We start from the raw sequence: 12579 nt of genomic DNA on the forward strand, positions 1-12579 counted from the left end.
TCACCGAAAGCTAAAATCGCAACAGCCTATGGCTGGCCCATAAACCAAAAAAATACTGGAGTAGTGCCAGTCTTCAAAATTTCGGGGGAGTATGTACGGCAAACAACCCAAAGTTGAGCAATTGCTAGCAGCTTACTGGAAAACTTAAACACGCCCCTCCGCGCAAGATAAAAGTGAACGAAAGAGCGAAGTTTATAGCAAATAAATAAGCCTTTTTTCACCGTGCAGGCAACGCAGATAATTTCTCCAAAGGCCTGCTAACGGCAGTCAATGGTAGATAGAATGGGTATAACTAAAGCCAGTTAATCCCCGATAAACTAACGAAACTAAGTGTTTTTCAATTTACATCGCGCAACAGGCACGTCTGCGAGACATGCCAAACCTGAACAATCGATGCTACAGAGGTCGTCATATTACTGCGGCCAAAAAGCAAGACGTCAATACACACCCATCTCGCACTGCTGCAAACAAACTCTTACGCGTAAACCGGTGCAAACGATTTTTCTGGTTCTTGCTCTGGCCCACTGTCCGCCCAATAGGGTGACAACTTTCGAAGCCTGGCAATAATGGGAGGAACAGCTTCAATTACCCTTTCAATTTCCTCCTCGGAGTTATAGCGAGAAAGCGAGAATCTTACGGTGCCATGTGCCGCAGTATAGGGTATACCCATCGCTTTCATGACGTGGGAGGGTTCCAGAGAGCCCGAGGTACAAGCCGAGCCACTCGAGGCAGCAATTCCATATTTATTCAGCAACAACAAAATAGCCTCGCCCTCTATATACTCGAAGGCGATATTTACGGTATTGGGTAAACGGTTTTCCGTATCACCGGTTACAAACGCATTGGGGACACGAGATAAAATCCCTTCTTGTAGCTTATCGCGTAATGCACTCACATAGGTATTTTCCAGAGCCATGTTTTTCAGAGCTATTTCGGCAGCTCTACCCAGACCAACTATCGCTGCGCTGTTTTCAGTACCAGCACGACGACCGCGCTCCTGATGCCCACCGCGCAACAGGGGGCGGAATCGAGTACCGCGCTTTAAGTAAAGTACACCTATGCCCTTTGGTCCATGTAATTTATGCCCAGAAAGAGACAGCATATGAATGGCAGAATCTTTTACATTAACAGGTACTTTCCCCACGGCCTGTACCGCATCTGTATGGAACATAATACCAGCGTCCTGCGCCATTCCTGCCATTTTTTCGACAGGAAATAGTGTACCGGTTTCATTATTGGCCCACATAACACTAACGATAGCGACCCTATCCGACAGCAATACTTGATATTCCTGCAAGTTTAAACGGCCTCGCTTATCCACTTTCAAACGGTGAATGGTATACCCCTGGGATTCCAGGTTTTCACATAATGTTAAAATAGCAGGGTGCTCTACTTCCGTAGTAATAATTTCTTTACGTTCAGGCTGCGCACGCAGCGCCGACAAAATAGCGGTGGAATCGGACTCAGTACCACAAGAGGTAAATATTATCTCCGAATCATGTTCCGCCCCCAAGAGAGTTTGAATACTGCTACGAGCCTTCTTTATCGCAAAACCCACTTTGTTGCCAAAACTGTGTAAAGATGACGGATTACCAAACTGCTCGGTAAAATAGGGCAGCATATCCGCGACCACAGCAGGATCAACCATCGTAGTAGCATTATTATCCAAGTAGATATCATTCATTTCAGGCTCCCATAAGCGTTGTGAGTTTTTCCTCGCCAACCGGAATAACTTTTACAAACTCGCCCAAACTTTCCATTAGCTTTTGCTGTATACCGCCAACAGTAGCTGTAGCAAGCTGACAACCTACGCAGGCACCTACCAGCTTGACATAGATATTTTTACCATCAACATCCAGCAACTCAACATCGCCATGGTCGCGCTGTAGCGTTGGGCGAATATCATCCAATGTCGCCTCGATTTTGTGAATGCGCTGCACCAAAGTCATCTTTGCTGGCTTTTCGGGTTCCAGTATTTTCACTACAGGACCATTATTCAAGTGCACAATATTTTTCTTGGTAGCAGCAATGGGGGCTGGTGTAAACTTTTCGCCACGCTCGGCCATTTCATCTACCAGAATTTCTTCGATTTTTTCATGGCAGGAAGAACAACCACCTCCGGCCTTAGTATAGTTGGTGACATCTTCCACAGAAGAAAGGCTATTGGATTTTATCGTATCGCGAACCATAACTTCATCGATAGCGAAACATTTACAGACAAGTGCGCCTTCTTCGTGATCATCCTCGATTTCTTCTCCTCGATAGTTGGCAATTGCCGCTTGTAGTGCCTCACGCCCCATAACCGAGCAATGCATTTTTTCCGGTGGCAAACCATCTAAATAATCGGCGATATCCTGATTACTGATTTTCAACGCGTCATCAATATGCAAGCCTTTAACCATTTCGGTTAAAGCCGATGATGAGGCGATCGCGGAACCACAACCGAAGGTTTGAAAGCCAGCCGCCGAAATAATATCAGTCTCCGGTTCGATTTTTAGCGTGAGCCTTAACGCATCTCCACAGCTCAGCGAGCCGACGTCACCGGTACCGTTGGCATTGACAACAGCACCCGCATTTTTTGGCTCGTAAAAATGTTCTTTAACTTTTTCCGAATAGTCCCACATAAAAAACTCCTCGCTTCGGTATATCTGAGCCTTAACGGCGTCATTAGCAGGTAAACGAATCGCCGCAATCGCAAGACGTTTTAGCGTTAGGGTTTTCAAACTTAAACCCACTACCCTCAACACTTTCTATAAAATCTACGGTTACGTTTTTTAGCAATGGAACACTGGCTTGATCTACCAACACAGTTACCCCTCCACAATCTACAAGCTGGTCATTCGCGGCCGGCAATTCTTCAAGCCGCAAAGTGTATTTAAACCCCGCGCAACCACCACCTTCAACTTGGATACGCAATCCAGCAATAGGCTTTTTAGCGCTGATAATAAATCTGTCGACTGCCTCTACAGCCTTACCCGTTAACGAAATCATATGGCTTTCCTCTTTGGCAGAAACTTTAGTTACTGAATACGAGGATTGTTTTGCAAGCGGTGTGCCACCACATAAAGGTTAAAAAGCGCTGAATATTCAACACCTTATCCATAGCCTCGATTCATGTGGAGGAACTGTAACGAATCTATTTTGAATATTTGTAGGTTTTACGACAGACAACGGAGGGATTAGACACAAGGGATAATAAAAAGTGGGTGGGTTACGGACTACTGCAACCCACCCCATAACGTGATTCACGAATAAAAACGCTCTAGTTGCACTTCGCGAAAAGTGTTGGAAGGCTTTCTATGTTTTTTCTACTAAAACTACGGATATAAGCAGTATCGCTGAACGGATCCGCGTGCTGAATTTACCGTGAGCGGGGATTATTCTTCTGTCCACACACAAAGTATTATAATTCTGCCACCTCGCGGTAGTCATTGACTAATTTGATGGCTTTATTCAACAGGATATGAGCAGCGGCTATCAACTTTTCCGGTGATTCGAAACCAAAACGGTGGACATCGCGCTGAATTTTATCCAACACAACCAATTTTCCAACCGTAATCAGCACTCGACCAAACCCCTCGTATGTCAAATTGACTACGGGAACGGCCATAATACCGGTTTCTTTTTCGATCAATTGAGAAATTCCATTGTAAAAGGCTTTTACTCTCGAGACAGTCGTTTCATCTGGATCACCGACTAATGGAATTTCCCGCCTTCGCGCTTTTGTCAGGATCATAGGGTCCAACACTCTGGCATCACTCCATGTATCGTAGGTGCCGTAGCTATCCACTGCTCGTAACTGAATAATCATTTGCTTGATAAAGGGATCGTTCAGTACAACTGCACCCTCTTCTATAACAGCGTTTACATCATCGCCCATAGTTACCGTCCTTTTACACGTAAACCATCGTTAGTATTCCAGATTCCAGGAGCCAATACGATCAGCCGAGCGTTGGCGTAAAATCGCTTTGGCTAGCCAATATGAGGGCCGTTCATTCAATTCTTGTCGAAACGCTTTCAGCAGTTGCTTAATTGCGATATCTTCCGGTACTTTCAGAGGCTGAATATTGCGTTCAAGTAGCTGCTTTACTGCCGACGCGCCACACGCGCGGCAATATACCGCCACACAGTCGTCCAACAGCTCCAACTTATGCACCAGCTTATCTTCCATATCAAGCACGCCAATATCACAAAATTCCGCAATGGTTAGCAGGCTTGAAGCTTCTGAGTTAACGCCATAAATGGCAAATGTTTTCGCGGAGCCAAAATGCTGATTCACCATTCGATTATTATCTGTCGCAAAAGCAATTTTTAAAATTGGCTTAATATCATTGCTGGTGATGACACTAAGTTTTCGCGTCAGGCTTGCCATTGCTAGTGCCTCAAGTCCTTTTCTTCGAATTGTTTCGATAATATAGACTCGTATGGCTGGACCCCTTTGTGATTTTCAACTAGCAGATTGGCTAACTCAAATAATGTCTGTTGAGTTCCACGGTATCCAAACCAGCAGCGCTGAAACCCACCGATAAAATCGTACTGTGGAAAGCCCATTCTCAAAATCGGAATACCCAAGCGCCTGGCCGATTCCACAGCATGGCTGCTACCTAGAAATAACTGCGCACGGTTCAACATTGCCAACTGTTCTGCATCATCAAGATCCCCAACGCTTATACGATCTAAATCAGTTTGAATCAACGCGCTATTTTTGTCAGAGGCACGAGCAGGCACCACAGCAGCGACCGTATGTGCGCCCATACTTCTCACTAGTCTATCGAACCCCAACACCAGATCAGAGTCACCCGCGATGGCAATGCGGGAGTCTCCAATCATAAAGTGAGTATCCAGCATCGCATCCTGTAATTGGCTACGCTGCCGCTGCCATTTGATCGGCACGTCCAGTCCACTTATTTCACTGAGTACCATAAACCAATCGTCTACGGCGTCCTGTCCGATTAGGTGGCCAAAATGAAATTCCGGTACTGACGTTCTTTCCTGCAACGTCGCAGCTGCCGTTATCATACTTTCCCCCACAACTAGAGTTGCGACACTTTCACCGGATATTTTAATATCATTAACAGATACTCCACCGGACGTCAGCGGATTAAAATCGTCTTCATCGAGATGACCATCTAGTGAGCCGGACAGATCGGGAATTAACAGCGGTCTTAAACCGAAGCTTTCAATACTCTCGCTGATAAACTCCAGATCCCCCGGCGTTAAGTTACCACCACACAAAACGTTCACCTGTTTTTTTCGCAGTCCAACACGACTGTGGTCCTGTAGCACCACACGTTCGATAATAGCTTTTACCGCGAGCGAAAAACCACTTTCAAAACAACCGGCATAATCTGGAGTGTTAACCGGTACAACGATCACATCTTTAAACTGCGGATAGGTTTTGTGAAACTCCTTAATAGCGCGATTCAGATCACAGCCCTGAGTTTCAGATAATCCTGTAGAAAGCAAACCAATCAACGCGGGCCTGCTTTTTTCGCTAATGGTCTTTAAGGCTTCGATAATATTTTCATCTGCCCCCATTATGGAGCTTACCTGATCCATCGCCGTCGTTTGGATCGGTATAGGCTCACGAAAATGACGGACAAAAAACACTTTTGCAAAAGCTGTACAGCCCTGCGAGCCGTGCATGAGCGGGATACTTTTGTTTAAACCCAAAAACGCCAAAGCACCACCTACCGTCTGGCTGGATTTTAGCGGGTTAACCGATAGAGCCTTTTTTCGTTTTTTGATGCCTGCCATTGCTCTTTATCCGTTTGCTGTTAAGACTTCGCCCATGCAGAGCTTATTCCAGGGTGCAGGTTTGCGTACCGCTTTCCATACAGGATTTTCCAGAGTCAAACACAGCTGACGTATTAATTCCAATATTCCCTCGTAACCGGCATAGGCAAACTCTCGTTCCTGATTAATATCGAGAAAAGGCATCTTAGCTTTTAATGCTGTATACATATTGCGCCCTCCAGCGATTAGAATATCGGCTTTATAGTCAGCAACAGTTTGCAGCAGTATTTTGGGATTGCCTTCATCCAGCATTTTCACATCGTCACCCATTAACTCCCTTATACGGGCTTTATCCTCTTCTGTAGACTTTCGTGTTCCAGTTGCCACGACCTTCATCCCCAATTCCTGCAAGGCGGAAACAACGGACCAGGATTTCACACCACCGGTATATAGGAGCACTCGCTTGCCCTCCAGGCGAGGCCGCAACGCCTGAGTTTTTTCACGAATCTTTGTTTCTTCCCTCTGGATGAGCGCTTCGGTTCTGGCAATTAAATCTAGATCATTAATACTGCTGGCGATGTCGCGTAGGGCCTGAGACATATCCGTGATTCCGTAAAAACTACCTTCGAACCAGGGTGTGCCGTATCGACTCTGCAACTTCCGGGCGACATTGATCATAGCTTTGGAACAAACCATCATATTGACTTCTGCACGATGCATCGTTTGAACTTCTTTAAAACGAGCATCCCCAGACAATGTGCATAAAACGCGCAACCCCAGTTCATCAAACAACGGCAACACATGCCAGAATTCCCCTGCAATATTGTACTCACCGATTAAGTTGATATCGTGAATCTTAATATTCGGTTGATTAGGTAAAATAGGCTTGGGATCGGGTTCACGCGTTCCTACGACGTGCTTAAGCATCGTCTCCCCGGCTATACGATTCCCTAAGTTTTTTGTGCCGTAAAAACCCGCGGCGTCTACAGGAACAACTGGTACACCGAAACGTTTTTGCGCCGCAAGACATACTGCATCTATATCATCGCCAATTAAGGCCGGGACACAGGTGTTATAGACGAATATTGCCGGTGGATGATATTGCTCAATCGCTTGCTTAATCGAATGAAACAGACGTTTTTCACCCCGCCCCATAATCACATCCTGTTCCGACAAATCTGTAGTCATCCCAATACGGTAAAGTTTAGGGCCGCTGGAACGCGTCCCGCGACTATCCCACGAACTGCCTGCACAGGCGATCGATCCGTGAACAATATGAGCCACATCAGCGATCGGCAGTAAGGCAATCTGCGCCCCATCGAACGCACAACCACCCGCAGCGGCACCGGGCTTTGGTTTGGAGCAGCCAGATTTTCCTTTTTTGTTATGACTGCACGCTGGCTCGTCCAACAACACTGCGATTTGCTTCGCTTTCATACAAAACGGCCTCTGGGTTACGACGTTGTTTTTTGCATAGTTTACAAGGGCAGCTGCAAAGGTTGTTCCACATGCTATGCTGTTGTTTTATATCGTAATTTTTATTTCTTATTGTCGGGATTGTTACAAATAGTTGTTGGGTGTAGAGAGATTGATAACATATAATTTATTTTTATTTTGGCTCAGCTCTATGACTTGAAAAATGTAGCTATATTTGCAAGCGAAACGTAAGGCTCATTTGATAAAGAATACTAATCACACTCTCCACACAGAAACTCGTCTATTTCCCGCATTAAATACTGATTTTTTGGCAAACCAAGCACAACTGACTCGGCCTCCGCCTGGGTATATCCGCGCAAGGTGAAACTGGTAACGCCAGCGGGTTTATTATCATAGTAAAGCTGCACTCGCATTATCCAATCACCCGTACTTCTTGTTTTCGAGCGAAGAAAAATCGAAGCCTTGAGATGCCCATCAAGAGGTAAAATCACATTGATCTCTGTCATCATTCATTCCAACCGTCTTCCGCATACTGCTTAAACCGGCTCTCGCCCTGGCTCGCTCGTTGCTTTCTATTTATGATGTTCGACAGCCAAAACTCCGCTTTTTCGGCCAGTTGTATTTGTATGTGCTTTATTAATTTGTCGATTTCAGCCCCCGCCATAACCTTTATCGGCGTAATGCCCAACTCCGCCAGCTGGCGCGCCGCTGAGTCACCAACAGAAGCACAATAAACAATATCCCCACCGTAAAGCCACGCCAATTTGGGTTTTAACTTGTCTTCATTGCCGTCTTGACTTTCATATAAAAACTGTTGACTGGCGATCAACCGGGCTTTTTCGAGTGCCACCTCGTAGGCATAAAATGCCACCGAAGAACCAAAATGTTGATCCACTATTCCACCATCCTGTGAGGCGAATACGACAACTAGTGGCACGCCTTTCGTTTCCGCGTTTGCAAGACAATCAACTTCTTCCAGCATTGGACCTCCTTAATACACGCTCATCTACGCACAAGAAACACCTGCAGGAATTGACAAGTGCAAAATCCAAACCAGTGTATTAGTCTGTCCAAATAGACAATACATGCCCGAATTCAGGCCATTCGTATAATGCACCAACGCAGATAACCACCACACCTTGTCGTAAACGCAACAATACTGTGTAGGAAATGTATAAAAGGCACGATTATTGATGCATGTGCTCTAAGCCAATAGATACGCGAAATGTACGGAACAATGATATGGTTTTTACAGCTGACAAATTATTAGAAGAACAGCACCGAAAAAATGGTCGGTACACCATCAGAACCCAAAATTTGGATAAACATGGCCAGCCACTATTTGTTAACTCGTTAATATTTTCGCAGTCTCCGTATTTGTTACAGCATGCGCACAACCCAGTAAATTGGCAGGCATGGAATGACGAAACCTTCGCAATGGCGCGGGCTGAGAACAAGCCGGTATTCCTTTCTATTGGCTACAGTACTTGTCACTGGTGCCACGTTATGGAAGACGAAAGCTTTGATAACGTTGATGTAGCAGAAGTAATCAACCGGCTATTTATTGCGATTAAAGTGGATCGGGAGCAACGACCAGATTTGGACGAGATCTATATGGCGGCTGTGCAAATAGTACACGGTAGTGGCGGCTGGCCTATGTCGGTATTTCTAACACCACAGGGAAAGCCCTTTTACGGCGGCACTTATTTTCAAGCGAATCAGTTTATCCAGTTATTGGAGCAAGTCGGTCATGCGTGGCAAACCGAGCAACCACAGCTTAATCAACAGGCCGAGCAGCTCTCGCTCGCTGTAAACCAGAAGCTCACCCCTGAAACAGACACCCAGCCACTAAAAGAAGGTTTGTTGACCGCCGTTTCTAAGCATATTCTGACCATAACGGACAAACAGTATGGGGGGATAGGGCAAGCACCAAAATTCCCACAAGAAGCGTTTTGGTGGTTTTTACTTGATCAAATATCCCGCCAAACAAGACCCGTTATAGAAACCGCGGAATGGCCCTTTGTCGCTCACGCTCTAGACGCGATGCTACAGGGTGGAATTTACGATCAGCTCGGCGGTGGCTTTCACCGTTATGCCGTAGATCGTGAGTGGTTGGTACCGCACTTTGAAAAAATGCTCTATAACCAGGCGCAGCTTACGCGGGTCTACACCCGCGCATGGCAGTTGAGTGGTAACCCAGAATACAAGCGCGTCGCAGAAGAAACTCTCTACTATGTGTTACGTGAACTCAGAAATGAACAGGGGCTTTTCTATTCTGCCACCGATGCCGACAGTGAAGGAGAGGAAGGAAAATTTTTTGTCTGGCAACTGGATGAATTAAAAACGCTACTCGACGAAAAGGACCTAACACTTCTTAAGAGTATCTACGCCATAACGGAAGACGGTAATTTTGAAGGTAGTATTATTCTGACTCTCAACGATGACCTGCGTGAAATTGCGCTAGAAAACAAGCTGGAATATAGTCACATTGACGAGATATTAAGACGCATAAAAAACGTGCTTTACCACGCACGAAGTAAACGTACGCCGCCTCTTACCGATACCAAAATAATTACTGAGTGGAACGCCATGCTGATAGCCTCACTTACCGAGGCCGCCAGTGCATTTAAGTCCAAAGTTTTTGGTACGGCGGCTATATGTGCAGCCGAAAACCTTTGGCAAACCCATTACAGCTCGGAAGGCTTGTGTCGAATAGGTCTGGACGGCCAGCAGCTAGACTACGCACTACTGGAGGACTATGCACATTTTATAGATGCCCTTATTACGCTCTACGATTATACCGACCAACCGCTATGGTTAGAACGCGCGCAAACCCTCCTTAACGACCTGAACACGCACTTCTGGGACAACGCCTCCGGCGGCTATTTTATAAGCCCTAGAGATTCTCAAGGCCCGATGCTGGTTCGCAGTAAAAGCCTGGAAGATAACGCCACAATTTGTGGAAATTCGCAAATGCTTTTAAACCTCCATAAGCTCTACCAACGAACAGGGCAAGCCGCATTAAAAACACAGGCGGAAGATCAAATTTCTGCTTTTTCGGAAATCGCAAATAAATACCCACTATCAGCACCGGTATTTCTTATGGGCGCTGCTGCAGCGCAATCGGCCTGCCCCACCAGCTTTCAATATGCGTATGGCGGAGCCGTAAAGCTACAGCTTACACCGACCGTTAGAATGGCCGCTACTAAAAACTCGTACACGCTAACTATGACAATACGTGAGGGCTGGTATCTACAAAGCGACCAACTAAAAATATACTGTAAGCCGTCCGTCGTGCTTATCACTGAATACCCACCAGCAAGCGAACTTGAAACTAGTAGCGGTACACTCCGAGTCTATACTGGAGACTGCAAAATTTATCTTAAACAACAAGGCTCGGAACCCACGTTCATTACTGTAGAGTTGCAGCCTTGCGATCAAAACACCTGCTACCCTACCGAGAAAGTTACACTCGCCCACTGGTACTAGCAATGCACCCCAATCAAACCGTAAAAAGTGTTTCTTGCACGGAATAGACTTTTTCACCTAAGGCTTCGGCTACTGCCGGGTGCGTTATTTTTCCGGCTGCTACATTTAAACCCGCTGATAAATAACTGTTATCTTTCAAAGCCTGAACCCCCTCATTAGCCAGCTGTAGCACGAATGGCAATGTCGCATTTGTTAGCGCATAAGTTGCTGTCTGCGCTACCCCGCCAGGCATATTTGCCACGCAATAGTGCGTAATACCATCAACCGAAAAGGTAGGCGTTTGGTGTGTGGTCGCACGGCTGGTTTCGAAACACCCCCCCTGATCGATGGCAACATCCACCATAACCGACCCCGGCTTCATGCTGGCTAAATGGCATTTCAAAACCAGCTTGGGCGCAGACGCTCCCGGCACGAGCACCGCGCCAATAACCGCGTCGGATTCCCGCAATTGATCTTCCAGCGCTCCCCGAGTAAAAAAGAGTGTCGCAATTGAGGGACCATATAACTCATCGATTTGCTTTAGACGAGCTATCGATTTATCCATAACCGTCACCCTAGCGCCCAATCCTGCAGCCATGCGGGCAGCGTTGATACCAACCACTCCACCACCAATTATCAATACTTTGGCTGCCGCTACGCCGGGAACACCTCCCAATAAAATCCCCGAACCTCCGCTAGATTTTTCCAGACAATGCGCCGCAGCTTGAATAGAAAGTCGGCCGGCGACTTCACTCATAGGCGCTAAGAGCGGCAAACCACCATGACTATCGGTAACAGTCTCATAGGCAATGCAGTGTGCACCACTCAACTGTAACAGTTTGGCCTGCCTTGGATCTGGAGCCAAGTGTAGGAAAGCAAACAAAATATGATTTTGGCGTAATAACGTACATTCATCTGGCTGTGGTTCTTTTACTTTAACCACCATTTGCGCAGATTGATAAAGATCACTCGCGCGATTAATAATTTCACAGCCAACCGCCTTATAGTGATCATCACTAAAGCCTATCCCAACGCCAGCGCCCGCTTCAATAAACACTTCGTGCCCTGCTACCGTAAGCTCTCGGGCACCGGCAGGAGTAAGGCCTACACGATATTCCTGGTCTTTTATTTCTCTGGGTATACCAATTCGCATACAGACCTCACGCAACATGTTTGTTGGGCTAACACTGATAGACTAGCCCAGGAAGCGAAGCCACGCTCCGATAAAATATACTCAATTTTCGTATTTGAGCGACTGAAACCTAACTTTCTATTTCTTTCCCAATCAATACTTATACCGTAAAAAATTTGGCAGTAAGTTTGCATCACAAAATACAGTTACAACAAAAATGAAAACCAAAGTATGCTCGGAAGTCGTGAACCGGCAGGAAGTAACGCTATGCACAACGTACATATCACACATTGCAGAAACGCCGCATGAGCAGCGAACTCCCTCAAGTGGAAGACTACCTGCGATTGTTTCAACGCTATGGGAGTTCTTTAGATCCCATTTATAAGACAGATACAGGGGAAGACCCCTATGCCTTTTTGTTTGAGCAAATTATTTTACTACTGATCAGACCGTCGGCATTTAACCTTTCACTACCTGAATCCTTTCGCAAAACCGCGCACCGCTATCATAGGGGCGACCAAGTGGTACGTAAGAGCCTGAGTGATCCCGATGCTTGCCATTTTATGCTCTGTAGCCTATACGACCTAATCATGCTTAAAGGCGGCCTGTCTTTAAAACGCCAACAAAGCAAACAGGAAAGCCCATGACTTTTGGCAAGACAGATAGCATCTACCAGCACATTGCCGCGGCAGAAAACAGAGAAACCTCTATTATTGATCGTTTGAGTATTGGCCTGACTTGGACTACCTGCCGAACGATTACAAACGGCAACCAACAACTAGGCCTAGCTATGAGCCCATGAACCG

At 46.2% G+C, this 12579-nt stretch carries 13 protein-coding genes; 3 read left to right on the plus strand and 10 right to left on the minus strand.

The genetic code is table 11. The features are described 5' to 3' along the window. Nucleotides 1-475: 475 nt before the first annotated feature. The 9 genes from nifS to H5715_RS09735 form a co-directional block, all read right to left on the minus strand. Nucleotides 476-1684, minus strand: a complete 1209-nt coding sequence (gene nifS / locus H5715_RS09695; protein ID WP_075185633.1) for a cysteine desulfurase NifS — start codon at nucleotides 1682-1684, stop codon at nucleotides 476-478. A 1-nt stretch (nucleotide 1685) separates the two neighbouring features. After that, a complete protein-coding gene (nifU, locus tag H5715_RS09700; protein ID WP_343044286.1) occupies nucleotides 1686-2723 on the minus strand; it encodes a Fe-S cluster assembly protein NifU in 1038 nt (345 codons plus the stop codon). Next, the gene (locus H5715_RS09705) at nucleotides 2668-2991 is read right to left on the minus strand and encodes a HesB/IscA family protein (RefSeq protein ID WP_075185635.1); all 324 of its coding nucleotides are present in this window, start codon (nucleotides 2989-2991) and stop codon (nucleotides 2668-2670) included. The genes nifU and H5715_RS09705 overlap by 56 nt, the downstream gene beginning before the upstream one ends. A gap of 412 nt (nucleotides 2992-3403) precedes the next feature. Then, nucleotides 3404-3880, minus strand: a complete 477-nt coding sequence (locus H5715_RS09710) for a NifX-associated nitrogen fixation protein (RefSeq protein ID WP_075185636.1) — start codon at nucleotides 3878-3880, stop codon at nucleotides 3404-3406. A 30-nt stretch (nucleotides 3881-3910) separates the two neighbouring features. Further along, nucleotides 3911-4372 carry a NifB/NifX family molybdenum-iron cluster-binding protein gene (locus H5715_RS09715; RefSeq protein WP_075185637.1) on the minus strand — a complete coding sequence of 154 codons (462 nt, stop codon included), beginning with the start codon at nucleotides 4370-4372 and terminating at the stop codon, nucleotides 3911-3913. 2 nt (nucleotides 4373-4374) lie between these two features. Continuing rightward, nucleotides 4375-5757 (minus strand): nitrogenase iron-molybdenum cofactor biosynthesis protein NifN, encoded by a 1383-nt coding sequence (nifN, locus tag H5715_RS09720; protein WP_075185638.1) that lies wholly within the window; start codon nucleotides 5755-5757, stop codon nucleotides 4375-4377. Between the two features lie 6 nt (nucleotides 5758-5763). Then, nucleotides 5764-7173 (minus strand): nitrogenase iron-molybdenum cofactor biosynthesis protein NifE, encoded by a 1410-nt coding sequence (nifE, locus tag H5715_RS09725; protein WP_075185639.1) that lies wholly within the window; start codon nucleotides 7171-7173, stop codon nucleotides 5764-5766. 251 nt (nucleotides 7174-7424) lie between these two features. Then, on the minus strand, nucleotides 7425-7682 hold the full coding sequence (locus H5715_RS09730; RefSeq protein ID WP_246434493.1) for a hypothetical protein: 258 nt from the start codon (nucleotides 7680-7682) through the stop codon (nucleotides 7425-7427). Then, the gene (locus H5715_RS09735) at nucleotides 7679-8155 is read right to left on the minus strand and encodes a NifB/NifX family molybdenum-iron cluster-binding protein (protein WP_075185641.1); all 477 of its coding nucleotides are present in this window, start codon (nucleotides 8153-8155) and stop codon (nucleotides 7679-7681) included. Before H5715_RS09735 ends, H5715_RS09730 begins: the two co-directional genes overlap by 4 nt. Before the next feature lie 260 nt (nucleotides 8156-8415). Here H5715_RS09735 and H5715_RS09740 point away from each other — a divergent pair, with 260 nt between their 5' ends. After that, nucleotides 8416-10662: a thioredoxin domain-containing protein gene (locus H5715_RS09740; RefSeq protein ID WP_075185642.1), complete on the plus strand. Its 2247-nt coding sequence runs from the start codon at nucleotides 8416-8418 to the stop codon at nucleotides 10660-10662. 13 nt (nucleotides 10663-10675) lie between these two features. Here the strand turns inward: H5715_RS09740 and ald are convergent, their stop codons facing one another. After that, nucleotides 10676-11794 carry an alanine dehydrogenase gene (gene ald / locus H5715_RS09745; protein ID WP_075185643.1) on the minus strand — a complete coding sequence of 373 codons (1119 nt, stop codon included), beginning with the start codon at nucleotides 11792-11794 and terminating at the stop codon, nucleotides 10676-10678. Nucleotides 11795-12078: 284 nt separating this feature from the next. On the opposite strand from ald, the gene H5715_RS09750 reads away from it, so the two are divergent. Both H5715_RS09750 and H5715_RS20020 read left to right on the plus strand, forming a co-directional pair. Next, nucleotides 12079-12420 carry a hypothetical protein gene (locus tag H5715_RS09750; RefSeq protein ID WP_075185644.1) on the plus strand — a complete coding sequence of 114 codons (342 nt, stop codon included), beginning with the start codon at nucleotides 12079-12081 and terminating at the stop codon, nucleotides 12418-12420. Beyond that, a complete protein-coding gene (locus H5715_RS20020; protein ID WP_221892285.1) occupies nucleotides 12417-12575 on the plus strand; it encodes a DUF4213 domain-containing protein in 159 nt (52 codons plus the stop codon). Before H5715_RS09750 ends, H5715_RS20020 begins: the two co-directional genes overlap by 4 nt. The last annotated feature ends 4 nt before the right edge of the window (nucleotides 12576-12579 follow it).

Source organism: Teredinibacter haidensis, assembly GCF_014211975.1.
In the GTDB taxonomy this organism is placed as follows: domain Bacteria; phylum Pseudomonadota; class Gammaproteobacteria; order Pseudomonadales; family Cellvibrionaceae; genus Teredinibacter; species Teredinibacter haidensis.